Below are 23,906 nucleotides of genomic sequence, written 5' to 3' on the forward strand. Positions count from 1 at the left end.
CCCGCTGCCATGTCGGCCATCTGCGCGGCCGTCTGGTCGATACCCTGTCGGGCGGCGAGCGTCAGCGCAGCTGGATCGCGATGATGCTGGCGCAGGGCGCCCGCACGCTGCTGCTGGACGAGCCGATCTCGGCCCTGGACGTGGCCCATCAGGTCGAGGTGCTGGACCTGGTGCATGGCATGTGCCGCGACGAGGGGATGTCGGCCATCGTCGTGCTGCACGATCTGAACATGGCCGCGCGCTATTGCGACCATGTCGTCGCCCTGGGGGCGGGGCTGCTGCTGCTGGACGGGCCGATCGGCGCGCTGATGACACCCGAGGCGCTGCTGCGTATCTATGGCCTGCCGATGCATGTCGCCGCGCATGAAGGCCATGCCTTTGCGCTGCCGCGCTGAGACCCGGAAAGGAAGACGGAATGCTGCGCAAGTTCCTGGCCTATTACAAACCGCACCGCCGGCTGTTCTGGCTGGATTTCGGCTCGGCGGTGCTGTCGGGGCTGCTGGAATTGTCCTTTCCGCTGGCCATCACGCTGTTCATCGACCACCTGCTGCCGATGGGCGACTGGTCGCTGACCATCGCTGCCGCCATCGGCCTGCTCGCCGTCTATGCCTTCAACACCCTGCTGATGGGCATCGTGATCTATTGGGGCCACATGCTGGGCATCGAGATCGAGACCGAGATGCGCGCCCGCGCCTTTTCCCACCTGACGCGGCTGTCGTGGCGCTGGTATGACCGCGCCCGCACCGGCAAGCTGGTCGCCCGCGTCACCCGCGACCTCGAGGAGATCGGCGAAGTCGCCCATCACGGCCCCGAGGACCTGTTCATCGCCGTGATGACCTTTGTCGGGGCGCTGGTGCTGATGGTCATGCTGCATCCGCTGCTGGCGCTGGTGACGGCGGCGATCGTGCCGCTGACCGTCTGGCTGGTCGTGGTCTATGGCACGCGGATGACGAATACCTGGCGGCAGATCTATGCCCGTGTCGGCAATTTCAACGTCCGGCTCGAGGAGGCCATCGGCGGCATCCGCGTCGTGCAGGCCTTCGCCAACGAGCGGCATGAGGAAACCCTGTTCGAAAAGGACAACCGCGCCTATCGCGCTACCAAGCTGGACGCCTATCGGATCATGGCGCTGTCCACTGCCATCCACTATATGGGCCTGCGCTTCGTGCAGGTGGTGGTGATGGTCGTGGGCGCGGGCTTCGTGCTGCAAGGCAGCCTGACGACCGGGGCCTTCGTGGGCTTTTTGCTGCTGGTCGGCGTCTTCTTCCGCCCGCTGGAAAAGATCGCCGCCGTGATCGAGACCTATCCGCGCGGCATCGCCGGCTTCCGCCGCTACCTGGAACTGCTGGAGACCGAGCCCGAGATCGCCGACAGTCCCGGCGCCGTCCCGGCGCCCATGCTGAAGGGGCATATCGTCTTCGAGAACGTCTCGTTCAGCTATGACATCACCCGGCCGGTGCTGCGGGATATCTCGCTCGAGGTGCGGGCGGGTGAAACCGTGGCCTTCGTCGGCCCCTCGGGTGCGGGCAAGACCACGCTTCTGGCGCTGGTGCCGCGCTTCTATGACGCCGATGCGGGGCGGATCACCATCGACGGGCTGCCCCTGGACGCGATGACGCTGGAATCGCTGCGCGGCCAGATCGGCATCGTCAGCCAGGACGTGTTCCTGTTCGGCACCACGCTGCGCGAGAACATCGCCTATGGCCGACTGGGTGCAAGCGACGACGAGATCATGGCCGCCGCCGGAAAGGCCCAGCTTGGCCCGCTGATCGCCAGCCTGCCCGAGGGTCTGGACACGCTGGTCGGCGAGCGCGGCGTCATGCTGTCGGGCGGGCAGAAGCAGCGCGTCGCCATCGCCCGCGCCTTCCTGAAGAATCCGCCGATCCTGATCCTGGACGAGGCGACCTCGGCCCTGGACCGCGAGACCGAGCGCGAGATCCAGGCGGCGCTGGAGGCCCTTTCCGTCGGGCGCACCACCCTGGTGATCGCCCACCGCCTGACCACCATCCGCAATGCCGACCGCATCGTGGTGATGGAGGGCGGCCAGCTCCGCGAGGCGGGCGATCATCACGGGCTGCTCTTGCAGGGCGGTCTCTATGCCCGTCTGGCAAACTGAGAGGTCCGTATCCGCGACGCCGTCGCCCTTGGCCGCCCGCTTCCCGTCATTTGGGAGGACATCGAGGCCTTCGCCCGCCGCCTGTCCGGATTCTGCAAGACCCGGGTCACGCCCGACCACAGGGTGACCGTCGATCCGGGAACGGGCCGGATCGCGCTTCATTGAGCTGGGAACGAGGCCGCGATCCGCCTGGAAGCCCCGGCATGAGGCCGGGTTGCAGAACCTGCACGACACGGCCGGCGCATGTGCGGGACACGGTGCGGGATGACCTGTCCCACAACCTGCAATGGCCGGCCGGGGGCGATCTGGAAGGTCGCTTTTGCCGCCGAATTTCCGGCTGGGACGCGTCAGCCGCACGCATGGGATCACGCCGCGCTTCATCAGGCTGCGCATCGAGGCCGAAGACCTGGCCGATCTGAACCGGACCGGGCTACATCTGCGGCGGCTGCAACCGAAGGGCCCGGAAAACCTGCTCTGGCCGCGCCTGCTGCCGAACGGGCGCACCGGCTTGCCCGGCGCGGCGCATCTGCGCATGCCGGTCTATACCATCCGCAGCATCGACCCCGGCGCGGGCTGGCTGGAGGTCGATGTCTTCTTGCACGGCAAGGGCCCGATCTGCGCATGGGGGCAATCGGTCCGCCCCGGCGCGGCGGTGGGCCTCAGCGGACCCGGCGGCGGCTGGCTGCCCGCCGGGCGGCGGCTTTGCCTGGGCGCAGATTTCTGTCCCGTTCCGCCCACGCTCCGGCCGCTGCTGATGATCGACCTTGCCTGCCGGACAGGTTATCCTGCGCCGGCCCGCTCCGGCCCAACGAGGAAATGCAAGACGTGACCATCCCCACTCGCCGCCCGACGGGCACTGCCGACGATCCCGTCCTCGGCTCGACGGTGCAATATGTCATCGACACCCTGGCCATGCGCATCGTGTCGCAGGAATACGGCACCGACGAGCGGCTGCCTTCCGAGCGGCAATTGGCGCAGGATCTGGGGGTGGCGCGGAACACGGTGCGCGAGGCGCTGGACCAGCTCGAGGCGCGGGGCATGATCCGGCGCCGCGCGGGGTCGGGGTCCTTCGTCACCTACGATGCCGGCGGCAGCAGCGAGGCGCTCAGCCCGGTGGCGGCGGAAACCGGGCCGCTGCATTTGCAGGTCGTGCGCAGCATCCTGGAGCCGGAGATGGTCCGGCTGGCGATCATCAACATGTCGCCGCGCCGGATCGAGGCGCTGGGGGAAACCCTGTCGCAGATGGAGGCCGTGCAAACCGATGCCAATGCCTTCGTGCGGCTGGAGGAGGAGTTCCATCGCCAGATCGCCAGCGGCACCGACAATCCGCTGCTGATCGCCTGCTACAACCTGGTCATCGACGCCCGCCGGCAGGCCTTTCGCGCCGCCATGTATCGCCGGCACCTGACCCCCAACCGCATCGCCATCTATCAGCGCAGCTACAACGCCCTGTTCAACGCCATCGCCGCCCGGGACATCGAGGAGGCGACCGAGTTCATGAAGCTCGCGCTTATCGAGGACCAGAAGCTTCTGCTCCAGGAGGACTGAGCGCCGCCGCCGGGTCGAGGCGCTGATACCACATCTGCCCCAGCTGTTCGAGATGATGGCGCAGCAGCGGGGCGTGGCGTTCCAGCCAGTTCAGCACCGAGCCGAATTCGATGATCCGCGCCCTGCCGTCGCGGATGCCGACCACCGGCCAGTCGCCGACCAGCGCATTGTCGATGCCGAACAGCGCGCCGCCCCACCAGCGCGCGGTACCGAAGACATGCGGCATCTGCTGATGGCGCTTCATCGCTGCCAGGACGGTGATCGGTGCCAGCGAGTCGGCGCTTTCCACCGCGTTCTGCCACAGGTCGAGGATCGAGGCGTATTCCCAGCTCACCGCGCTCCACTCGCCGGGGAAGCGGGCGTTATAGGCGTCGAAGAACGCCTTGGGGCGGCGAAAGAAGAACGCCTTGTCGGCCAGCAGTGGGTCGTCGAAATCCGGGAACTGGAAGACGAAGCGCGACATGAACTCGGTCGAGGTGCTGGCGATCAGCCGCGGATAGTCGTCGCCGGTGCAGGCGAGGATCGGGCCGCGCCAGCCCAGCTCATACGCCGCTTCGGTCAGGGCGCTGGTCATGGGCGCGGGCGAGGTGCACCAGCACAGCAGGTCCGGCGTCGTGTCCAGCATCGCCCGCACGATCGAGCGCGCGTCGGTTTCCCCGGGATCGTAGCGGATTTCCTTGACGATCGGCCGCTCCGCCGCCTCGAAGGCGGCGCGATAGACGGCCAGCGAGGGCAGGCCCAGCCGGTCGGACTGGCTGCACAGCGCCACCCGCCGCATCCCGGGCCGGCTGCGGGTCAGCCATTCGACACCGGTGACGTTGAACAGTGGATGCAGCTCGGCCGGGGCGATCAGGGACGGCGTGTCGGGCGACAGGTCCGAGGGCAGCAGCGTCGCCACCAGCACGCGCCGCGCCATCAGATAGGGCAGGGCCGGGGCGAAACTGTCGCCGCCCAGCGTCAGGACCAGGCGCACGCGCTTGCGCTCGACCATGTCGCGCGCCGCCTCCAGCGTGGCGGCGGGATCGGCGGCGCTGTCATGGGCGACGATCTCCAGCCGGTGGCGCTTGCCGGCCACCATCAGCCCGCCATGGTCGTTGATCCAGTCGGCCCAGATCCGGCATCCGCCCAGGCCCGGCGCCCCCCAGCGTTCCTCGGGCCCCGACAGCGGCGCGAGGAATCCGACTCGCAGCGCCGACCGATTCTCGGCGTTCAGCCGGGGAATCGAGCCGGTGACGACAAGCTGCTGGGCGAGAGATGGCGTGCGCATGAATGCATCTATAGCGGAGTTTTGCCGGTTTCTGCGCCGCAAATCGGACGATTTTATATTCCAGTGAAGAAAAATTGTTGACCTGTGGACATAATCGGCTCTTACTTGGTTCAGGCCGATGGAACCAGTTAGCAAAATTGGTCCATACCGGCAAACAGGGAGCCAACAACATGAAGAAGCGCGTTGCCATCATTGGCGCGGGGCCTTCGGGGCTTGCGCAGCTGAGAGCTTTTCAGTCAGCGGCCCAGAAGGGGGCCGATATCCCCGAGATCGTCTGTTTCGAGAAGCAGTCGAACTGGGGCGGGCTGTGGAACTATACCTGGCGCACCGGCTTGGACGAGTACGGCGAGCCGGTGCATTGCTCGATGTATCGCTATCTGTGGACCAACGGTCCCAAGGAGGGGCTTGAATTCGCCGACTATTCCTTCGAGGAACATTTCGGCAAGCAGATCGCCTCCTATCCGCCTCGTGCGGTGATGTTCGACTATATCGAGGGCCGGGTGGTCAAGGCCGGGGTCCGCGACTGGATCCGCTTCTCGACCGTGGTGCGGCATGTCGAATATGACGAGGACCGCGAGATCTTCACCGTCACCGTCCACGATCTGGTCAAGGACCACATGTATGCCGAGGAATTCGACCATGTGATCGTGGCCTCGGGGCATTTCTCGACCCCGAACGTGCCGGAATACGAGGGCTTCTCGACCTTCAACGGCCGCATCGTCCACGCCCACGATTTCCGCGACGCCCGCGAATTCGCCGGCAAGGACGTGCTGATCATGGGATCGTCCTATTCGGCCGAGGATATCGGCTCGCAATGCTGGAAATACGGCGCGAAATCCGTCACCTCCTGCTATCGCAGCGCGCCCATGGGCTTCAAATGGCCGGACAACTGGCAGGAGAAGCCGGCGCTGGTCCGGGTCGAGGGCAAGGAGGCCGTCTTCAAGGACGGCTCGCGCAAGGAGGTGGACGCCATCATCCTGTGCACCGGCTACAAGCATTATTTCCCCTTCCTGCCCGACGACCTGCGGCTGAAGACCGCGAACCGGCTGGCGGCGGCGGATCTCTACAAGGGGGTGGTCTGGGTCCACAATCCGCGCCTGTTCTACCTGGGCATGCAGGACCAGTGGTTCACCTTCAACATGTTCGACGCCCAGGCCTGGTATGTGCGCGACATCGTGCTGGGCCGGCTCGAGGTGCCGCAGGACAAGCAGGTGCTGATGGCCGATGTGCGCGAGCGCGAAGAGCGCGAGGAAGCCTCGGACGACGTGAAATACGCGATCCGCTACCAGGCCGATTACGTCCAGGAACTGATCGCGGAAACCGACTATCCCAGCTTCGACGTGGATGGTGCCTGCGCCGCCTTCTACGAATGGAAGAGGCACAAGGCCGAGGACATCATGGCCTTCCGTAACCACTCCTATCGCTCGGTCATCACCGGCACCATGGCGCCCAAGCATCACACCCCGTGGAAGGATGCGCTGGACGACTCGATGGAAGCCTATCTGATGAACTGATCCGGGTTCCCCCGACTGGGGCCGGGCATCCGGCCCCATCTTTTTCCTCCTGGGAGGTCCAGATGCTTCAGCTGCCGCCAGAAAGCCTGTTTCGGCCCGGCCCGCCGCGCGGAACCCATGTGCGCCGCGCCGCCGGCTTCACCCTGCCGCCCGGGGTCGAGCGCTATGCCGTTCCCGGCGCCGGCGCGGTCGCGGTGCAGATCGCAGCCGGCGACCGGATCGAGATCATCAACGACGAGGGCGGCCAGCGTTGCGAGCTGCTGGCCGCGCATGCCGACGGCCGGCTGGACGCCGCGATCCTGGGCTCTGCCGCCGACATCCCGGCCGAGGGGTTGCGCACGCTGCTCGCATCGCAGGGGTCGGGGCTGAAATCGCTGCGCCGCCGGCTGGCCGAGCTTGGCATCCCGCTGGCCGAGGCCCGCGCCATCGGCCTGTTCGGGCCGGAATCGCGGGCGGGCGAGACCGTGGCGCTGACCGCCGCCGCCCCTGGCTGGCTGATCGCCGCCGCGCCGGGCGGGATCATGGATTTCGAGGCGCAGGACACCGCGACGCCGCTGACCCTGCGCATCACCCGCGCCAACCCGCGCCGCCAGGGGCAGTTCGCCCTGCCCACGCCGCTGGCCGATCCGGTCCTGGACCTGCGGGTGAAATCCGCCACCGCCGAGGCCTATACCGTCAAGGCCGGGGATTTCATCCAGATCATCGACGTGGACGGCCGGCAATGCACCGATTTCCAGTGCTTCGATGCCCGCAAGCTGGATCGCGGCATCATCCATCCGCTGGACGTGACCACGACCCGCACCATCCAGGGCCATGCCTATCCGATGCCGGGGCTGCACGCGAAATATTTCGACCACGACCTGACGCCGCTGGTCGAGGTCGTGCAGGACACCTGTGGGCGCCACGATGCCTTCGCGCTGGCCTGTTCGGCGAAATATTACGACGATATCGGCTATCCGGGCCATGCCAACTGCACGGACAATTTCAACGCCGCGCTGGCGCCCTATGGGGTCGATGCCCGCGCCGGCTGGATGGCGGCGAATTTCTTCTTCAACACCGGCATCGACGCGCATGGCGTGATGTATGCCGACGAGCCCTGGTCGCGGCCCGGCGACTATGTGCTGCTGCGGGCGCTGACCGATCTGGTCTGCGTCTCCTCGGCCTGCCCCGACGACACCACCGCCGCCAATGGCTGGCACCTGACCGATATTCACGTCCGCAGCTATGGCGCGCAGGAACGGTTCAGCCGTGCCACCGCCTGGCGCGCCACCCCCGACGCGGAGCCGATCATGACCCGTGAGACCGCCTTCCACAAGAATTTCGCCGCCTTGACCCGCGATTTCGTCGAGTATCGGGGCTTCTGGCTGCCCAACTCCTTCCCGGAATGCGACCCGGTCGAAAGCTACTGGGCCTGCCGCGAGGGCGTGGTGGTCATGGACCTGTCGGCCTTGCGCAAGTTCGAGGTGACCGGCCCCGATGCCGAGGCGCTGATGAACTGGGTGCTGACCCGGGATGTCGCCAAGCTGGGGCATGGGCAGGTGGTCTATTCGGCGATGTGCTATCCGCATGGCGGCATGATCGACGACGGCACGCTGTTCCGGCTGGGCGAGCACAACTTCCGCTGGATCGGCGGCAGCGACGAGGGCGGGGTCTGGATGCGCGAGCAGGCCGAGAAGCTGGGGCTGAACGTGATGATCCGCTCCTCGACCGACCAGATGCACAATCTGGCGGTGCAGGGGCCGAAATCGCGCGAGCTGATGGCCGGGATCGTCTGGACGCCGCCGCATCAGCCCGCCGTAGCCGATCTGGGCTGGTTCCGCTTTACCGTCGGCCGCATCGGCGGCGAGCGGGGCGTGCCGGTCGTGGTGTCGCGCACCGGCTACACGGGCGAGCTGGGCTACGAGATCTTCTGTCATCCCAGACATGGCGACGTGGTGTTCGAGGCGGTCTGGAACGCCGGCCAGCCGCTGGGGATCAAGCCGATGGGCCTGGCCGGGCTGGACCTGGTGCGCATCGAGGCCGGGCTGGTCTTTGCCGGCTACGATTTCAGCGACCAGACCGACCCGTTCGAGGCGGGGGTGGGCTTTACCGTGCCGCTCAAGTCCAAGAACGCCGATTTCCTCGGCCGCGAGGCGCTGCTCCGGCGCAAGGAGCATCCCACGCGCAAATTCGTCGGGCTGGAGATCGACGGCCAGGACGCCGTGGGTCATGGCGATTGCATCCGCATCGGCCGGGCGCAGGTGGGCGAGGTCTGCTCGGCCATGCGCTCGCCGCGCAGCGGCCAGATGATCGCCTTGGCGCGGATCGATGTCGCCCATGCCGAGCCCGGCACCGCGGTCGAGGTCGGCCGGCTGGACGGGCATATCAAGCGCATCGCGGCGAAGGTCGCCGCTTTCCCGCATTACGACCCGAAGAAGGAACGCCCCCGCGCCTGAGGCGCGGCCCGCGGGAGGAGGCCGCAGGCGAGGGCAAGGCATCGGGGATCATCTCTCCGACGGACAGCAAGAAAAACGGCACCATCACCGCCCATTCCACAACCGACAGGGATCTGACAGGTGGAAAAGGATCTTGCGAACACGACCGTGCCGGGGCGGAGGGCAGATGCTGCCGGCATCGCTGCCGCGCCGCTGCTGCGCGATCTTCTGGCCCTGCCTCTTGCCTGCGGGACGGGAGGCTCGCATCAGAAAAACGCTTGCCGCATCCGCCCGCAGCCGGGCGATCGGGTATCGGGCGCGCGATTGCGCGCCTTTTTGCTGTCTGCGGCACAGCTCGCGGAACGGATGCCGCGACCCGTTCCGAATGCAAGGGCTTCGCCGGCACCCGCTTGGCCGCCATCGAGCGGCGCGCAAAAAACTGCCCTCTGTGCGGACGAGTGAGGTCCCTGCCATGGACCCGATCAACGCGATTCCTTGACGCCTTCCTCCGCGCCGTTCCGGAAGGGCCATGCTCGCCGAAACCCGGCGGCCGTCAACCCGTCAGCCATTGGCAAATCCATTTCAGACAAGGGATTTCAACCCTCCGACCGACAGGAAATTCCCGCCTGTCATGACGCGCGACCGGCGCCGCCAGGCGCCTTCCGGGCCCGGAAAGTCCCGGAACAGCTAAAAAACAGGGAGAATGACAATGGAAGCAACGACGACTATCCTTTACCCGGATCAGGTAACGCTCAGTTCGCTGGTGCAGAACCTGATCTATGGCTCGGGCACCGCGGGGGCGATCCTCGTCGTGGTCGGGTTGCTGATGATCGACGCGGGCACGACCCGCAACGGCAGCCTGTTCAATTCGACGATCGAGAAGACCATCGGCTTCTTCCTTGGCTTCGCCGCCTATTTCGTCATCGGCTTCGGCTTCTGGGCCGGGCAATATTACGTCATGGAGGGCGCGAGCCTTGCGGATTCGCTGAAGGACTGGTGGCTGGGCGGTGCCCTGGCCAATAGCGTGGCCCAGCATGTCGATCCGGCGGTCTTTCCCGGCCTGAATACGTTCCAGATCTTCGTGTTCTTCCTGGCCTGCTTTGCCGGCATCATCAACGTGCTGCTGCATTTCGCCGTGTCCGAGCGGATGAAGCCCCTGGCCTATTACATCACCTCGGTGGTGGCGGCGGTGGTGTCCTCGGCGCTCAGCTTCGCGGTCTGGGGCTCGGTCGGGCCGCTGACCAATGCGGGTTTCCACGACTTCTTCGGCGTCGGCTTCGTCTACCTGTTCCCGGCCGGCATGGCGCTGGTGCTGGTGCCGATGCTGGGCCGGCGTCCGGGCATGTTCGCGCCGCATCCCAAGGTGAACTCCTATGACGCGCCCAGCATCGGCCTGGCCGCGACCGGGCTGATGACGATCTTTTCCGGCCTGCCGCTGGTGATCCTGTCCTGCCTGTTCTTCTTCGAGCCGCAGGCGCTGGCGGTCAGCGTCACCATGGCCGATACCAGCGTGGGCATCGTCTTCAACAATTACGGCCTTGCCTGGGCGGGGGGCGCGGTGACCGGGGCGATCATCGGCTACAGGAAGCGCTCCTACGCCTATCTGCTGCTGGGACCGCTGGCCGGCTATGTCGCGGGCGCGCCGGGCTTCGACGTCTATGCGCCCTGGCAGACCTTCCTGGTGGCGCTGTTCGCGCCGGTGATCGCCTGGGCCGTCTACGAGTTCACGCAGAAGCGCGGCATCGACGAGCACAAGCTGTTCCCGCTGTTCCTGGGCGCCGGGGTCTATGGGCTGATCATGGTCGGGCTGGTCAAGGCCGGCACCCCGCATGGCGGCTATTTCGGCATCGAGGAGGGGCCCTATGCCTTCCAGCATAACCGGATCGGCGTGACCATGCAGGTTGTGGGTGCATTGGCCTGCATCGGCGCCGGCGTGTTGACCGCCGCGATCCTGACCTTCGTCCTGAAACAGACGGTCGGGCTGCGGGTGGACGAGGACGATCAGGCGACCGGCCTGGACCAGGTCTATTGGGACATGAAGCCCAATGCGGCCTCCCTGCCGGACCGGCCGGTCTGAACCCGGCGCAAGGATCAGGCCCCGGCTTCATGCCGGGGCCGATTCAGGTTCCGTCGGATGGTAGGCAGAGCGGAAAGCGCCGCCGCGCGGCGGCGCGTTGCCACCGTTACCGCACGCGAATGGCAAAGGCCTTGCGCACCGTTTCCTCGGTCTTCCAGATGCCGTCGAACCCGGCCTCGATCACGAAAGTGTCGCCGGCAGAGAAGCGGCGCGGCTCCTTGCCGTTGTCGGTCAGCGTCACCTTGCCCTCGAACAGCTGGATGAACTCGTCCACGTCGTAGCGCACGCGATAGCTGCCCGGCGTCGCTTCCCAATAGCCGGTCAGGAACTTGCCGTCCTCGGACTGGTGCTCGATCCAGGTCTTCATGCTGGGCGAGCCCTCGACCGGGTGCCACCAGTCCAGGTCCTCGGTGATCGGCTGGACCGAGGGGGCCTGGTAGGTGCCGAATTTCTTGATCGCCATAAGCGTCTCCTCTGTTGGTGGAATGTGCTGTAAGGGCCAGCGCGTCAGTCCATGTTGCGGCTGCTTTCGGCGGCGGTGGTGAAATGGCGCATCAGCACGCTCGCCAGCTCGGCGCCGATTCCCCGCCGGTCGATGGCCTTGGCCATGCATTGCAGCCACAGGTCGCGCATCTGCGGGCCGATGGGCACATGCGCGTGGATTTCCTTCAGCCGCGCATGGCGGTGCTTCATGACGTAATATTGCGGCCCCCCGAAGAAACCGCAGAGATAGTTGAACTGCTCCTCGCGCGAATGGGCCACGCCCGCGCCCTGCAAATGCAGAAGATGCAGCTCGCTGGCGTCCTCGTCCTGTTCCACGATGTCGTAGAACTCCTTGACCAGGGCGCGGATGCCCTCGTCGCCTCCCAGTTGCTCGTAGATCGACTGCTTTCGCTGTGCGGCAAAATACATGGCGTGCCTCCCGGAAAACTGACCCTAGAGTAACAGGAAATAAATTATTCTCTCAAGGAAAATATCTGCTGCGAATGCAAGCTGCCCTGCATCGCGGGCCGCGGCCCGGGCGCCCTTGCGGCACGGACCGCTTTGGCCGTCGGCCGAACGGGCGGGCCATGCGCGGCGTGAAACCGCATGGAGGTTCTGCTCCATGCCGGCTACCGTGTAAGCTTTACTATGAAAATTCTGCAACTAGCTTTGGCAGAGAGAAAACAAAGGAAGATGTGAGATGGTCAGCCATACGGCAAAGATAGATGGCTCGCTGACGCAGGATCCCCATGCGATTCGCGACAGCCGCGAGAAAAATCTTGAGGTTGCCATTGGCCGGCAGGTGCGGGAACTGCGCAAGCGGCAGCGGATGACCGGCTCGAAACTGGCCAGCCAGGCGGGCCTGTCGGTCGGCATGCTGTCCAAGATCGAGAACGGCGTCATCTCGCCCTCGCTGACCACCTTGCAGACCTTGGCCAATGCCCTGCATGTGCCGTTGATCCAGCTTTTCTCGGGCTATGAAGAGCCGCGCGGGGCGATGCATGTGAAGGCGGGCACCGCCGTCGAGGTCGAGCGCGCCGGCACCCGCGCCGGGCACCAGTATCACCTGCTGGGCCATATCGGCTCGAACAACAGCGGCGTGGTGGTCGAGCCCTACATGATCGTGCTCAGCACCCAAAGCGACCATTTCCCCACCTTCCAGCATGAAGGGATCGAGCTGCTCTACATGCTCGAGGGAAGAATCGGCTATCGCCATGGCGAGCAGATCTATGATCTTGAACCCGGCGACAGCCTGATCTTCGACGCCGACGCGCCGCATGGGCCCGAGCTTCTGCGCGAATTGCCGGCCCGATATCTGTCCGTCATCTGCTATCCCCAGGCTAAGTAACCTCCTTTTGGAACTGTGATTTTCCTACGCTTCCCTGTGCCGGCCCCCGGACAAGAATTTTCTGTCAGGTAAAAAAAATATCTTGCTAGGCAATCAATTTTGCTCTTAGCTGATCCGTGACGGCTTCAACGCCAAGCTGAACGGAGGTTGCTAATGTGTGGCATCGTTGGCCTGTTCCTGAAAAAAGATGATCTGCGGCCCCAACTGGGGGACCTGCTGACCGACATGCTGATTTCCATGACGGATCGCGGGCCTGACAGCGCGGGGATCGCGATCTACGGGGACGACTCGCAAGGTCTCAAGATGACGATCCAGTCCGATACGCCCGACGAGACTTTCGCGGGCCTCGAGGACAATCTGAACGCGCTGCTGGGCGCGCCGGTGCAGGTGCGGGTGGTCGACACCCATGCGGTGCTGGCCCTGCCCGAAGGCTCCGAGGCCGAGGTCCGGGCCTATATGGCCGAAAAGGGCATCCGCATCATGGGTGCGGGGCAGTCGATGGAGATCTTCAAGGAGGTCGGGCTGCCCAAGGACGTGGCCGCGCGCTTCGGCATCCGGCAGATGGGCGGCAGCCATGGCATCGGCCATACCCGCATGGCGACGGAAAGCGCCGTGACCACGCTGGGCGCGCATCCGTTCTCGACCGACGGCGACCAGTGCCTGGTGCATAACGGCTCGCTCTCGAACCACAACCGGGTGCGGCGCGAACTGGCCCGCAAGGGCTTCGTCCCGCAGACCCAGAACGACACCGAGGTCGCCGCCTGCTACATCTCGTCCCGGCTGGCCGAAGGCGCCAACCTGGGCGAGGCGCTGGAAGGCACGCTCGAGGATCTGGACGGTTTCTTCACCTTCGTGGTCGGCACCAAGAACGGCTTCGGCGTGGTGCGCGATCCCATCGCCTGCAAGCCCGCGGTGATGGCCGAGACCGACAGCTACGTCGCCTTCGGCTCGGAATACCGCGCCTTCGCGAACCTGCCGGGCATCGAGAATGCCCGCATCTGGGAACCGGAACCCGCCACCGTGTATTTCTGGGAGCGCTGACATGACCACCATGGCCAACACGCAGATCCGTGAAGACCTTGACATCGGCTTGCAACCACGGACCATTGACATGGCCTGGACCGAGCTGCGCGATCTCAACAGCACGCTTCAGGCGCAGACCGGCGGCGAATGGGTGATCGAGAACCCGCGCGGCGCGCATGCGCTGGCGGTAGGTTTGCAGGCGCCGCTGGAGGTTACGATCAAGGGTTCCACCGGTTATTACTGCGCGGGTATGAACAAGGAGGCGCATGTGCATGTGACCGGCTCGGTCGGGCCCGGGGTCGCCGAGAACATGATCTCCGGCAGCGTCACCGTCGAGGGCGATGCCAGCCAGTATGCCGGCGCCACCGGCCATGGCGGGCTTCTGGTCATCAAGGGCAATGCCAGCTCGCGCTGCGGCATCTCGATGAAGGGCATCGACATCGTCGTGCATGGCAATATCGGCCACATGTCGGCCTTCATGGCGCAATCGGGCAATCTGGTGGTGCTGGGCGATGCGGGCGACGCACTTGGCGACAGCCTTTACGAGGCGCGGCTGTTCGTGCGCGGCAAGGTCAAGTCGCTGGGCGCGGACTGCATCGAGAAGGAGATGCGCCCCGAGCATCTGGAAATCCTGGCCGACCTGCTGAAGCGCGCCGGGGCGGATGCCGACCCGTCCGAATTCCGCCGCTACGGCTCGGCCCGCAAGCTCTACAACTTCCACGTCGATCACGCCGGCGATTACTGAGGATCATACGATGGACCAAACCCCTAGCACCCTGCCGCGCCAGAGCTGGACCTTCTCGAACGAGATCAATTCGGAAATCCGCCGCGCCGCCGCCACGGGCATCTATGACATCCGCGGCGGCGGGGCCAAGCGCCGCGTGCCGCATTTCGACGACCTGCTGTTTCTTGGCGCCTCGATCAGCCGCTACCCGCTGGAAGGCTATCGCGAGAAATGCGACACCTCGGTCGTGCTGGGCACGCGCTTCGCCAAGAAGCCGATCGAGCTGAAGATCCCGATCACCATCGCCGGCATGTCCTTCGGCGCGCTTTCGGCCCATGCGAAAGAGGCGCTGGGTCGCGGCGCGACCATGGCGGGCACCTCGACCACCACCGGCGACGGCGGCATGACCAACGAGGAACGCGGCCATTCCGAAAAGCTGGTCTATCAGTATCTGCCCTCGCGCTACGGCATGAACCCGGACGACCTGCGCCGCGCCGACGCGATCGAGGTCGTGGTCGGGCAGGGCGCCAAGCCCGGCGGCGGCGGCATGCTCTTGGGCCAGAAGATCACCGAGCGGGTCGCCAAGATGCGCAACCTGCCCATGGGCATCGACCAGCGTTCGGCCTGCCGCCATCCCGACTGGACCGGCCCCGACGATCTGGAGATCAAGATCCTGGAGCTGCGCGAGATCACCGGCTGGGAAAAGCCGATCTACATCAAGATCGGCGGCGCGCGGCCCTATTACGACACCGCGCTGGCGGTGAAGGCGGGCGCCGATGTGGTGGTGCTGGACGGCATGCAGGGCGGCACCGCGGCCACGCAGGATGTCTTCATCGAGCATGTCGGACAGCCGACGCTGGCCTGCATCCGCCCGGCCGTCAAGGCGCTGCAAGATCTGGGCATGCATCGCAAGGTGCAGCTGATCGTCTCGGGCGGCATCCGCACCGGCGCGGACGTGGCCAAGGCGCTGGCGCTGGGGGCCGATGCCGTCGCCATCGGCACGGCGGCGCTGGTCGCGCTCGGCGACAACGATCCGCGCTGGGAGGACGAATATCAGAAGCTCGGCACCACCGCCGGCGCCTATGACGACTGGCACGAGGGCCGCGACCCGGCGGGCATCACCACCCAGGATCCGGAGCTGATGCTGCGGCTGAATCCGGTCGAGGCCGGCCGCCGCCTGCGCAACTACCTGGCGGTGATGACGCTGGAATGCCAGACCATCGCCCGCGCCTGCGGCAAGAGCCACGTCCACAATCTCGAGCCCGAGGATCTTTGCGCCCTGACCGTCGAGGCCGCCGCCATGGCGGGCGTCCCGCTGGCCGGCACCAGCTGGGTTCCGGGGCAGGCCGGTTACTGAAATCAGACAGCCACGGGGCGGGACGAAGTATCCCGCCCTGGGCCAGACATCCTTCAACAGGGAGATTATCGCATGACCGATATGGCCACCTTTGCCCGTGAGGCCGACATGGTCCAGCAACGGGACAAGCCCCGCCACGGCATCTCCACGCCGCAGCAGAAAACCGCCGAGCCGCTTGACCTGGCCGCCTATGCGCGCGACCGGGGCATCAAGCATTTCATGGTTTCCTTCACCGACCTGTTCGGCAGCCAGCGCGCCAAGCTGGTCCCGGCCGAAGGCATCGCCGAGATGCAGGCCGGCGGCGCGGGCTTCGCCGGCTTCGCGACCTGGCTGGACCTGACGCCTGCCCATCCCGACATGCTGGGCATCCCCGACGCCTCGTCCGTCATCCAGCTGCCGTGGAAGAAGGAGGTGGCCTGGGTCGCCTCGAACTGCGTGATGAGCGGCGGGGTCGATCTGGCGCAGGCGCCGCGCAACGTGCTGACCCGGCTGTGCCGCGAGGCGGCGGATATGGGCCTGACCGTCAAGACCGGGGTCGAGCCGGAATTCTTCCTGATGACGCCCGACGGCCTTGCCATCGGCGACCCGGCCGATACGGCCATGAAGCCCTGCTACGACCAGCAGGCGATGTTCCGCCGCCTGGACGTGATCGCCGAGATCTCGGACTACATGCTCGAACTGGGCTGGGAGCCCTATCAGAGCGACCACGAGGACGCCAACGGCCAGTGGGAGATGAACTGGAAATACGACAATGCGCTGGCGACCGCCGACAAGCATTCGTTCTTCAAGTTCATGACCAAGGCCATCGCCGAAAAGCACGGCTTGCGCGCCACCTTCATGCCCAAGCCGATCATGGGGCTGACCGGCAACGGCTGCCACCTGCATATCTCGGTCTGGAACGCCGACGGCACCAATGCCTTCGCCGACGACCGGGACGAACTGGGCCTGTCCCAGCAGGGCTATCACTTCGTCGGCGGCATCATGAAACATGCCTCGGCGCTGGCGCTGCTGAGCTGCCCGACGGTGAACAGCTACAAGCGCATCAACGCGCCGCGCACCACCTCGGGCGCGACCTGGGCGCCGAACAGCGTCACCTGGACCGGCAACAACCGCACCCATATGGTGCGCGTGCCCGGCCCCGGCCGGTTCGAGTTCCGCCTGCCCGACGGCGCCGCCAACCCCTATCTGGTGCAGGCGGCGATCATGGCGGCCGGCCTGTCGGGGCTGCGCTCGAAGGCCGATCCCGGCCCGCGCTCCGATATCGACATGTATGCCGAGGGCCACACCATCACCGGCGCGCCGAAACTGCCGCTGAACCTGCTGGACGCGATCCGCGCCTTCGACGAGGACGAGGGGCTGAAGGCCGCCCTCGGGCATGATTTCTCGGCCGCCTATGTGAAGCTCAAGAACAGGGAATGGAACAACTATTGCGCGCATCTGTCGCAATGGGAGCGGGACAACACCCTGGACATCTGAACGGCGGTTTCCTCCCGGATCCGTAAAACCCCGGCGGCGTCAGCCTCCGGGGTTTTCTGTTGCCTCCGTCCGCAGGGGCCGCCGCGCCGAGGGGCTGGTTCCGAACTGGGCGCGGAAGCTGCGGCTGAAATGGCTGCGGCTGGCAAAGCCGGTTGCCAGCGCGATCTCGGCCAGCGGCAGGCCGGACTGGCTCAGCAGCTCCCGGGCCTTGTCCAGCCGCAGCCGGCGATAGAACTGCATCACGCTTTCGCCCAGCTGCGCCTGGGCCAGCCGCTCCAGGTGCCGGGGCGTGATGTCGCAAAGCTGGCCCAGATCCTCCAGCCCCAGAGGATCGGCGATATGGCTGGTCATCAGCTCGACCATGGCGACCAGCGCCGGATGGTGCAGGTCGTATTTGCGCGCCGGGTCGAGCTGCTGCGGCGCCTCGGCCTCGCGGATGCCGGTATGGATGAACCAGTCGCTGACCGCCCGCGCCAGCCCCGCCCCATGCGCCGAGGCGATCAGCGCATGCATCATGTCCAGCGGCGCCATGCCCCCGGCGCAGGTGAAGCGGTCGCGGTCGATGACGAACAGCCGCCGCTCGATTAGCGCCTCGGGCCAGGTCTCGCGCATGGCGTCGAGATGCTGCCAGTGGATGGTGAAGCGCCGCGCTGCCATCACCCCGGCCGCCGCCAGGATCGCCGCCCCGCCCGAGATGCCGCCAAGCGCCACCCCGCGCCGCGCCAGCCGGCGCACGAAGGCCAGCACCCGGGGATCGCGCTGCGCCAGCGGATCGCCCCCCGCCACCACGAAGAGGATGTCCAGGTTCTCGTCGGCGTCAGTCAGCGCGATGGTCTCGAACCCGCCCGCGACCGAGCTTGGCATGAAGCCGCCCTCGGTCGAGACGAACTGCAATTCGTAAAGCGGCCGGCCGCTCAGCAGGTTCGCCGCGCGCAGCGGCTCGACCGCCGAGGCGGTGGACATCAGCGCGTAATCCGGCAGCAGCAGGAAGCCGTAGCGGCGGGGGCGGGAATCGGGGCGCATGGCAAACCTTTGGCTTTCGCGGCCAGCCTGCCATCCATGTCCGGAACAGGCAAGGAAATGTCCCTTTCGGGCGCATCGGCGGGGTAAGGCTGTGCGAGATTCGAATCGACGAAGGAGATTATCGCCATGCATTTCTCGGGCTTGCGGGTCATCAGAGAGGCGCTGACCGGGCACAAGGGGTGGAAGCCGCTATGGCGCAACCCCGAGCCGCAGCCGGCCTATGACTACATCATCGTCGGCGGCGGCGGGCATGGGCTGGCGACAGCCTATTACCTCGCCAAGACCTTCGGCCGGGCGCGCATCGCCGTGCTGGAGAAAAGCTGGCTCGGCTCGGGCAATATCGGGCGCAACACCACGATCATCCGCTCGAACTACCTGCTGCCGGGCAACGAGCCCTTCTACGAGTTCTCGATGAAGCTCTGGGAAGGGCTGGAACAGGAATTCAACTTCAATGCCATGGTCAGCCAGCGCGGCATCCTGAACCTGTGCCATACCGATGCGCAGCGCGATGCCTTCCGCCGGCGCGGCAATGCCATGCTGCTGGCCGGCGCCGATGCCGAGCTGCTGGACCGCGAGCAGGTCCGGGCCATGGCGCCCTTCCTGAACTTCGACAATGCCCGCTTCCCGATCAAGGGCGGGCTGTTGCAGCGCCGGGCCGGGACCGCGCGCCATGACGGCGTGGCCTGGGGCTATGCCCGCGGCGCCGACATGCGCGGCGTGGACCTGATCCAGAACTGCGAGGTCACCGGCTTCCGCATCGACGGCGGCCGCATCAGCGGCGTCGAGACGACGCGCGGCTATATCGCCGCCGGCAAGGTGGGCGTGGCGGTGGCGGGCTCCTCTAGCCGGGTCATGGCCATGGCGGGGATGCGGCTGCCCATTGAAAGCCACGTGTTGCAGGCCTTCGTCTCCGAGGGGCTGAAGCCCACCATCCCGGGGGTCATCACCTTCGGCGCCGGGCATTTCTACGTCAGCCAGTCCGACAAGGGCGGCCTGGTGTTCGGCGGCGATATCGACGGCTACAACTCCTATGCGCAGCGCGGCAACCTGCCGGTGATCGAGGACGTGGCCGAGGGCGGCATGGCGCTGATGCCGATGATCGGCCGGGCGCGGCTGCTGCGCGTCTGGGGCGGCATCATGGACATGTCCATGGACGGCAGCCCGATCATCGACCGCACGCCGGTCGAGGGGCTCTATCTGAACGCCGGCTGGTGCTATGGCGGCTTCAAGGCGACGCCGGCCAGCGGCTATGCCTTCGCCCATCTGCTGGCCACCGGCCGCCCGCATGAAACCGCCGGCGCCTATCGCCTGGACCGCTTTGCGCGCGGCTATGTCATCGACGAAAAGGGCGTGGGCGCCCAACCGAACCTGCATTGAGGTCGCCATGCTGATCCCCCATCCCCTTCTTGGCCCGCGCGACGCACAGGAATTCACCTATCTGGGCGATGCCGCGCTGCTGAACCGCCCCGACGGCATGGCCGAGGGCGCCGAGGCCGCCTTTGCCGAATACGTCTATCTGCGCGACAACCCGGCCGGCGTGCATCGCGAGCTGTGGTTCCACGAGCAGGGCGACCGCTCCTGGCTGGTGGTGACCCGCGACACCACCACGCACGAGATCCTGGGCGCCGAGCTGGCGCGCGACGTCAAGCTGAAAGGCGGTGCCGCATGACCCGCCTGACCGGAGGGCTGATCGACCGCGCCCGCAGCCTGCGCTTCACCTTCGACGGCCGGACCTATTCCGGCCATCCCGGCGACACCCTGGCCTCGGCGCTGCTGGCCAACGATGTGCGGCTGATGGGCCGCAGCTTCAAGTATCACCGGCCGCGCGGCGTCTTCTCGGCCGGGTCCGAGGAGCCGAATGCGCTGGTGGAACTGCGCAGCGGCGCCCGGAAAGAGCCGAACACCCGCGCCACCGTGGCCGAGCTTTACGACGGGCTGGAAGCCGCCAGCCAGAACCATGTCGGGCCCCTGGGCTTCGACCTACTGGCGGTGAACGACCTGTTTTCGTCCTTCTTCGCGGCGGGCTTCTATTACAAGACCTTCATGTGGCCGCGCGCCTTCTGGGAAAAGCTCTACGAGCCGGCGATCCGTCGGGCGGCGGGTCTCGGCAGCCTGTCGATGCAGCCCGATCCGGATGCCTATGACAAGGGCTTCCTGCATTGCGACCTGCTGGTCATCGGCGGCGGCGCGGCGGGTCTGGCGGCGGCGCTGACCGCCGGCCGGGCCGGGGCGCGGGTCATCCTGGCCGACGAGGATTTCCGCCTGGGCGGCCGGCTGCTGGCGGAATCCCACGCGCTGGACGACGCCCCGGCGACCGAATGGGTCGCGCGGGCCGAGGCCGAGCTGGCGACGCTGCCCAATCTCCGCATCCTGCGCCGCACCACGGTGTTCGGGGCCTTCGACCACGGCGTCTATGGCGCGGTCGAGCGCGTCGCCGATCACCTGCCGGAACCCGGGCGGCAGGTGCGCCAGACGCTCTGGCGGATCACCGCCCGCCGCGCCGTGCTGGCCGCCGGCGCCATCGAGCGGCATATCCCGTTCCGGAACAACGACCGCCCCGGCATCATGCTGGCCGGCGCCATGCGCGCCTATGCCAACCGCTGGGCGGTCCGCCCGGCGAAGCGGGTGGCGATCTTTACCAACAACGACGACGGCCATCGCACCGCGCTGGACCTTGCCGCCAAGGGGGTCGAGGTCGCGGCGGTGATCGACAGCCGTCCCGACGCGCGGGCGCAGGGCCAGTACCGGCTGGTCCACGGCCTGGTCGACAATGCCAAGGGTCGCCTGGGCCTGCGCGGGGTCGAGATCGACAGCAACGGCCGCAAGGAATGGCTGGATTGCGGTGCGCTCGGCGTCGCGGGCGGCTGGAACCCGAACGTGCATCTGGCCTCGCACCATCGCGGCCGCCCGGTCTGGGACGAGGCGCTGCAAGCCTTCGTCCCCGGCGAGGGCGGGCCGTGCGGCCTGATCATCGCCGGCGCCGCCAAGGGGCAGGGCAGCACTGCCGCCGCTTTGCGCTCGGGTGCCGAAGCGGCGGCCGAGGCGCTGGCCCAGCTCGGCATCGAGGCCCGGCCCGCCGATCTGCCGGCGGCCGAGGATGCGCCTGCCGGTCTGCGCCCACTCTGGCATGTGCCGGGCAAGGGCCGCGCCTGGGTCGATTTCCAGAACGACGTGACCGTCAAGGACATCAAGCTGGCGCATCAGGAGAACATGCGCCCGGTCGAGCACCTGAAACGCTGGACGACGCTGGGCATGGCGACCGACCAGGGCAAGACCGCCAACGTCACCGCCCTGGCGGTCATGTCGGAGCTGACCGGCAAGCCGATCCCGGAGACCGGCACGACGATCTTTCGCCCGCCCTATAGCGGCGTGTCGCTGTCGGTGCTGGGCGGCGGTGATACGGGCGCGCATTTCCGCCCGCGCCGCCTGACGCCCACGCATGAATGGGCGCGTGCGCAGGGCGCCGTCTTCATCGAGGTCGGCCCCTGGATGCGGGCGCAATATTTCCCCCGCCCGGGCGAGACGCATTGGCGCCAGACCGTGGACCGCGAGGTGCTGGCCACCCGCAAGGGCGTCGGCATCTGCGACGTGACCACGCTGGGCAAGGTGGACGTGCAGGGCGCGGATGCCGGCGAATTCCTCGACCGGATCTATGCCAATGCCATGAAAAGCCTCAAGGTCGGCATGGTGCGCTATGGCCTGATGCTGCGGGAGGACGGCACGGCCTGGGACGACGGCACCTGCGCCCGGCTGGCCGAGGACCATTACGTCGTCACCACCACCACCGCCCAGGCGGGGCCGGTCTACCGACAGATGGAATTCGCCCGGCAATGCCTCTGGCCCGAACTGGACGTGCAGCTGATCTCGACCACCGACGCCTGGGCGCAGATCGCCGTGGCCGGTCCCAATGCCCGCCGGCTGCTGGAGCGCATCGTGGACGGGTTCGACCTGTCGAACGCGGCCTTTCCCTTCATGGCCTGCGCCGGGCTGACGGTCTGCGGCGGGCTTCGGGCGCGGCTGTTCCGCATCAGCTTCTCGGGCGAGCTGGCCTATGAGATCGCGGTGCCGGCCCGTTACGGTCAGGCGCTGGTCGAGCGGCTGATGGAACAGGGCGCCGATCTGGGCGCGATCCCCTACGGCACCGAGGCGCTTGGCGTGATGCGCATCGAAAAGGGCCATGCCGCCGGCAACGAGCTGAACGGCCAGACCACGGCGCAGATGCTGGGCCTGGGCCGCATGGTCAGCAGCAAGAAGGACGGCATCGGCGCGGTGATGTCCCGGCGCGAGGGGCTGGCGGCCGAGACCCGGGTGCTGGTCGGGCTGCAACCCGTCGATCCGGCACAGCCGGTCCTTGCCGGCATGCATCTTTTCGCCGAAGGCGCGCCGCACCGGACCGAGACCGACCAGGGCTGGATCACCTCGGCCTGCTATTCGCCGCATGTCGGGTCGAGCATCGGGCTGGGCTTCCTGGCCGATGGCGGCGCCCGCATGGGTGAGACGGTGATCGCCGCCAACCCGCTGCAAGGGCAAAAGGTGGCGCTGCGTGTCGTCCCGCCGCATTTCGTCGACCCGGAAGGAGGGCGCCTGCGTGACTGACCTGACCCCCATTACCGCTCTGGGCGCCCGCGCCCCCGCCCGGCACGCCTTCGGTGCCCTGACCATCACCGAGAATGCCGGCCTGGCGCTGGCCTCGCTGGCGCTGCGCCGGGATGCCGCGCAGCCCGCGCCGCTGGGCCTGGCGCTGCCGGGGCCGGGCGCCTGGCAGGCGGGGCAGGGCGTCGCCGCCTTCTGGACCGGCCCCGGCCAATGGATGATCGAGGCCGAGGAGCGCGCCGCCGAGGATTTCGCCGCCGTGCTGGCCGGCGAGGCGTCGGGCTGCTCGGTCACCGAACAGACCGACGGCTGGACCGCATTCGAAATCGTCTCGGACCGGGGCGGCGCCCCAATCCGGGCGCTGATGGAAAAACTGGTGAACATCGACGCGGCCGCGTTCGGGCCGGGTTCGGCCACGCGCACCGGCCTGCATCACATGAGCGTCTTCCTGATCCGCCGGGCCGAGGACCGGCTGGCGGTGATCGGTATGCGGTCCCTGGCCGGCGCGCTCTGGCATGCGCTCGGGGAAACCGCCGGGCGCCTGAAGGGAGAAAGGACATGAACATGGCTGCAAGGAATGGCAGTACGATCATCGACGGCAAGGCTTTTGCTTCTGGTGTGCGGGCTCGGGTTGCCGAGCATGTGGGTCGGCTGGTGGCCGATCACGGGATCACCCCCGGTCTTGCGGTTGTTCTGGTGGGCGAGGACCCTGCGTCGCAGGTCTATGTGCGCAACAAGGGCGTCCAGACCCGCGAGGCCGGCATGGCGAGCTTCGAGCACAAGCTGCCGGCCGAGACGGCGCAGGCCGAACTCATGGCGCTGATCGCCCGGCTGAATGCCGACCCGAGCGTCCATGGCATCCTGGTGCAGCTGCCGCTGCCCGGGCACATGGACGCCGATGCGGTGATCAACGCCATCGACCCGAAAAAGGACGTGGACGGGT

The 23,906-nt window shown here is 67.0% G+C and carries 22 protein-coding genes; 18 read left to right on the plus strand and 4 right to left on the minus strand.

What is annotated here, in order from left to right:
* From AQY21_RS04870 to AQY21_RS04885, 4 genes are all read left to right on the plus strand, one after another.
* On the plus strand, positions 1 to 395 hold a 395-nt coding region (locus tag AQY21_RS04870), incomplete at its 5' end, for an ABC transporter ATP-binding protein (protein ID WP_152988102.1).
* A 20-nt stretch (positions 396 to 415) separates the two neighbouring features.
* Positions 416 to 2,116 carry an ABC transporter ATP-binding protein gene (locus AQY21_RS04875; RefSeq protein ID WP_058096657.1) on the plus strand — a complete coding sequence of 567 codons (1,701 nt, stop codon included), beginning with the start codon at positions 416 to 418 and terminating at the stop codon, positions 2,114 to 2,116.
* 319 nt (positions 2,117 to 2,435) lie between these two features.
* Positions 2,436 to 2,945: a siderophore-interacting protein gene (locus tag AQY21_RS04880; protein ID WP_058096658.1), complete on the plus strand. Its 510-nt coding sequence runs from the start codon at positions 2,436 to 2,438 to the stop codon at positions 2,943 to 2,945.
* Positions 2,933 to 3,664, plus strand: a complete 732-nt coding sequence (locus tag AQY21_RS04885) for a FadR/GntR family transcriptional regulator (RefSeq protein ID WP_058096659.1) — start codon at positions 2,933 to 2,935, stop codon at positions 3,662 to 3,664. Before AQY21_RS04880 ends, AQY21_RS04885 begins: the two co-directional genes overlap by 13 nt.
* Here AQY21_RS04885 and AQY21_RS04890 read toward each other — a convergent pair.
* Positions 3,627 to 4,931, minus strand: a complete 1,305-nt coding sequence (locus AQY21_RS04890) for an ABC transporter substrate-binding protein (protein WP_058096660.1) — start codon at positions 4,929 to 4,931, stop codon at positions 3,627 to 3,629. The genes AQY21_RS04885 and AQY21_RS04890 overlap by 38 nt on opposite strands.
* 170 nt (positions 4,932 to 5,101) lie before the next feature.
* Here AQY21_RS04890 and AQY21_RS04895 point away from each other — a divergent pair, with 170 nt between their 5' ends.
* The 4 genes from AQY21_RS04895 to AQY21_RS04905 all read left to right on the plus strand — a co-directional run bounded on the left by AQY21_RS04895 (position 5,102) and on the right by AQY21_RS04905 (position 10,936).
* Entirely contained in the window at positions 5,102 to 6,445 is a 1,344-nt protein-coding gene (locus tag AQY21_RS04895; RefSeq protein WP_058096661.1) for an NAD(P)-binding domain-containing protein, read from the plus strand.
* 62 nt (positions 6,446 to 6,507) lie between these two features.
* On the plus strand, positions 6,508 to 8,880 hold the full coding sequence (locus tag AQY21_RS04900) for a DUF1989 domain-containing protein (RefSeq protein WP_058096662.1): 2,373 nt from the start codon (positions 6,508 to 6,510) through the stop codon (positions 8,878 to 8,880).
* A gap of 120 nt (positions 8,881 to 9,000) precedes the next feature.
* Positions 9,001 to 9,321: a hypothetical protein gene (locus tag AQY21_RS28450; RefSeq protein ID WP_152988103.1), complete on the plus strand. Its 321-nt coding sequence runs from the start codon at positions 9,001 to 9,003 to the stop codon at positions 9,319 to 9,321.
* 247 nt (positions 9,322 to 9,568) lie between these two features.
* Positions 9,569 to 10,936: an ammonium transporter gene (locus AQY21_RS04905; RefSeq protein WP_238986689.1), complete on the plus strand. Its 1,368-nt coding sequence runs from the start codon at positions 9,569 to 9,571 to the stop codon at positions 10,934 to 10,936.
* A gap of 106 nt (positions 10,937 to 11,042) precedes the next feature.
* Here AQY21_RS04905 and AQY21_RS04910 read toward each other — a convergent pair whose 3' ends face one another.
* Together AQY21_RS04910 and AQY21_RS04915 are read right to left on the minus strand one after the other, a co-directional pair.
* Positions 11,043 to 11,399, minus strand: coding sequence for a cupin domain-containing protein (locus tag AQY21_RS04910; protein ID WP_058096664.1), 357 nt, complete (start codon positions 11,397 to 11,399; stop codon positions 11,043 to 11,045).
* 44 nt (positions 11,400 to 11,443) lie between these two features.
* Positions 11,444 to 11,848: a group II truncated hemoglobin gene (locus AQY21_RS04915; RefSeq protein WP_058096665.1), complete on the minus strand. Its 405-nt coding sequence runs from the start codon at positions 11,846 to 11,848 to the stop codon at positions 11,444 to 11,446.
* A gap of 271 nt (positions 11,849 to 12,119) precedes the next feature.
* Here AQY21_RS04915 and AQY21_RS04920 point away from each other — a divergent pair, with 271 nt between their 5' ends.
* The 5 genes from AQY21_RS04920 (at position 12,120) to glnT (ending at position 17,347) form a co-directional block, all read left to right on the plus strand.
* Positions 12,120 to 12,767 (plus strand): helix-turn-helix domain-containing protein, encoded by a 648-nt coding sequence (locus tag AQY21_RS04920; RefSeq protein ID WP_058096666.1) that lies wholly within the window; start codon positions 12,120 to 12,122, stop codon positions 12,765 to 12,767.
* A 153-nt stretch (positions 12,768 to 12,920) separates the two neighbouring features.
* On the plus strand, positions 12,921 to 13,808 hold the full coding sequence (locus tag AQY21_RS04925) for a glutamine amidotransferase family protein (protein ID WP_058096667.1): 888 nt from the start codon (positions 12,921 to 12,923) through the stop codon (positions 13,806 to 13,808).
* Positions 13,809 to 13,878: 70 nt separating this feature from the next.
* Positions 13,879 to 14,535 carry a protein GlxC gene (locus AQY21_RS04930; protein WP_152988104.1) on the plus strand — a complete coding sequence of 219 codons (657 nt, stop codon included), beginning with the start codon at positions 13,879 to 13,881 and terminating at the stop codon, positions 14,533 to 14,535.
* A gap of 10 nt (positions 14,536 to 14,545) precedes the next feature.
* Complete coding sequence (locus AQY21_RS04935; RefSeq protein ID WP_058096668.1) at positions 14,546 to 15,871, plus strand: FMN-binding glutamate synthase family protein; 1,326 nt, start codon at positions 14,546 to 14,548, stop codon at positions 15,869 to 15,871.
* Between the two features lie 72 nt (positions 15,872 to 15,943).
* On the plus strand, positions 15,944 to 17,347 hold the full coding sequence (gene glnT / locus AQY21_RS04940) for a type III glutamate--ammonia ligase (protein ID WP_255374790.1): 1,404 nt from the start codon (positions 15,944 to 15,946) through the stop codon (positions 17,345 to 17,347).
* Between the two features lie 39 nt (positions 17,348 to 17,386).
* On the opposite strand, the gene AQY21_RS04945 is transcribed toward glnT, so the two are convergent.
* Positions 17,387 to 18,370 (minus strand): GlxA family transcriptional regulator, encoded by a 984-nt coding sequence (locus AQY21_RS04945; RefSeq protein WP_058096669.1) that lies wholly within the window; start codon positions 18,368 to 18,370, stop codon positions 17,387 to 17,389.
* A 126-nt stretch (positions 18,371 to 18,496) separates the two neighbouring features.
* Here AQY21_RS04945 and AQY21_RS04950 point away from each other — a divergent pair, with 126 nt between their 5' ends.
* From AQY21_RS04950 to AQY21_RS04970, 5 genes are all read left to right on the plus strand, one after another.
* Positions 18,497 to 19,747, plus strand: coding sequence for a sarcosine oxidase subunit beta family protein (locus AQY21_RS04950; protein WP_058096670.1), 1,251 nt, complete (start codon positions 18,497 to 18,499; stop codon positions 19,745 to 19,747).
* Positions 19,748 to 19,754: 7 nt separating this feature from the next.
* Positions 19,755 to 20,039 (plus strand): sarcosine oxidase subunit delta, encoded by a 285-nt coding sequence (locus tag AQY21_RS04955; RefSeq protein WP_058096671.1) that lies wholly within the window; start codon positions 19,755 to 19,757, stop codon positions 20,037 to 20,039.
* Entirely contained in the window at positions 20,036 to 22,966 is a 2,931-nt protein-coding gene (locus tag AQY21_RS04960; RefSeq protein ID WP_058096672.1) for a sarcosine oxidase subunit alpha family protein, read from the plus strand. The genes AQY21_RS04955 and AQY21_RS04960 overlap by 4 nt, the downstream gene beginning before the upstream one ends.
* Positions 22,959 to 23,525 carry a sarcosine oxidase subunit gamma gene (locus AQY21_RS04965; RefSeq protein ID WP_058096673.1) on the plus strand — a complete coding sequence of 189 codons (567 nt, stop codon included), beginning with the start codon at positions 22,959 to 22,961 and terminating at the stop codon, positions 23,523 to 23,525. The genes AQY21_RS04960 and AQY21_RS04965 overlap by 8 nt, the downstream gene beginning before the upstream one ends.
* A 2-nt stretch (positions 23,526 to 23,527) precedes the next feature.
* Positions 23,528 to 23,906: tetrahydrofolate dehydrogenase/cyclohydrolase catalytic domain-containing protein (locus AQY21_RS04970; protein WP_304438413.1), on the plus strand; the 379-nt coding region annotated here is incomplete at its 3' end.

This window comes from Paracoccus sp. MKU1 (genome assembly GCF_001447385.1).
In the GTDB taxonomy this organism is placed as follows: domain Bacteria; phylum Pseudomonadota; class Alphaproteobacteria; order Rhodobacterales; family Rhodobacteraceae; genus Paracoccus.

Bases quoted from the DNA above. Each gene is read 5' to 3' on its own strand.
- AQY21_RS04875 (WP_058096657.1), top strand. From the start codon at position 416: ATGCTGCGCAAGTTCCTGGCCTATTACAAACCGCACCGCCGGCTGTTC.
- AQY21_RS04885 (WP_058096659.1), top strand. From the start codon at position 2,933: ATGCAAGACGTGACCATCCCCACTCGCCGCCCGACGGGCACTGCCGAC.
- AQY21_RS04890 (WP_058096660.1), bottom strand. From the start codon at position 4,931: ATGCGCACGCCATCTCTCGCCCAGCAGCTTGTCGTCACCGGCTCGATT.
- AQY21_RS04895 (WP_058096661.1), top strand. From the start codon at position 5,102: ATGAAGAAGCGCGTTGCCATCATTGGCGCGGGGCCTTCGGGGCTTGCG.
- AQY21_RS04900 (WP_058096662.1), top strand. From the start codon at position 6,508: ATGCTTCAGCTGCCGCCAGAAAGCCTGTTTCGGCCCGGCCCGCCGCGC.
- AQY21_RS04905 (WP_238986689.1), top strand. From the start codon at position 9,569: ATGGAAGCAACGACGACTATCCTTTACCCGGATCAGGTAACGCTCAGT.
- AQY21_RS04910 (WP_058096664.1), bottom strand. From the start codon at position 11,399: ATGGCGATCAAGAAATTCGGCACCTACCAGGCCCCCTCGGTCCAGCCG.
- AQY21_RS04915 (WP_058096665.1), bottom strand. From the start codon at position 11,848: ATGTATTTTGCCGCACAGCGAAAGCAGTCGATCTACGAGCAACTGGGA.
- AQY21_RS04920 (WP_058096666.1), top strand. From the start codon at position 12,120: ATGGTCAGCCATACGGCAAAGATAGATGGCTCGCTGACGCAGGATCCC.
- AQY21_RS04925 (WP_058096667.1), top strand. From the start codon at position 12,921: ATGTGTGGCATCGTTGGCCTGTTCCTGAAAAAAGATGATCTGCGGCCC.
- AQY21_RS04930 (WP_152988104.1), top strand. From the start codon at position 13,879: ATGGCCTGGACCGAGCTGCGCGATCTCAACAGCACGCTTCAGGCGCAG.
- AQY21_RS04935 (WP_058096668.1), top strand. From the start codon at position 14,546: ATGGACCAAACCCCTAGCACCCTGCCGCGCCAGAGCTGGACCTTCTCG.
- glnT (WP_255374790.1), top strand. From the start codon at position 15,944: ATGACCGATATGGCCACCTTTGCCCGTGAGGCCGACATGGTCCAGCAA.
- AQY21_RS04945 (WP_058096669.1), bottom strand. From the start codon at position 18,370: ATGCGCCCCGATTCCCGCCCCCGCCGCTACGGCTTCCTGCTGCTGCCG.
- AQY21_RS04950 (WP_058096670.1), top strand. From the start codon at position 18,497: ATGCATTTCTCGGGCTTGCGGGTCATCAGAGAGGCGCTGACCGGGCAC.
- AQY21_RS04955 (WP_058096671.1), top strand. From the start codon at position 19,755: ATGCTGATCCCCCATCCCCTTCTTGGCCCGCGCGACGCACAGGAATTC.
- AQY21_RS04960 (WP_058096672.1), top strand. From the start codon at position 20,036: ATGACCCGCCTGACCGGAGGGCTGATCGACCGCGCCCGCAGCCTGCGC.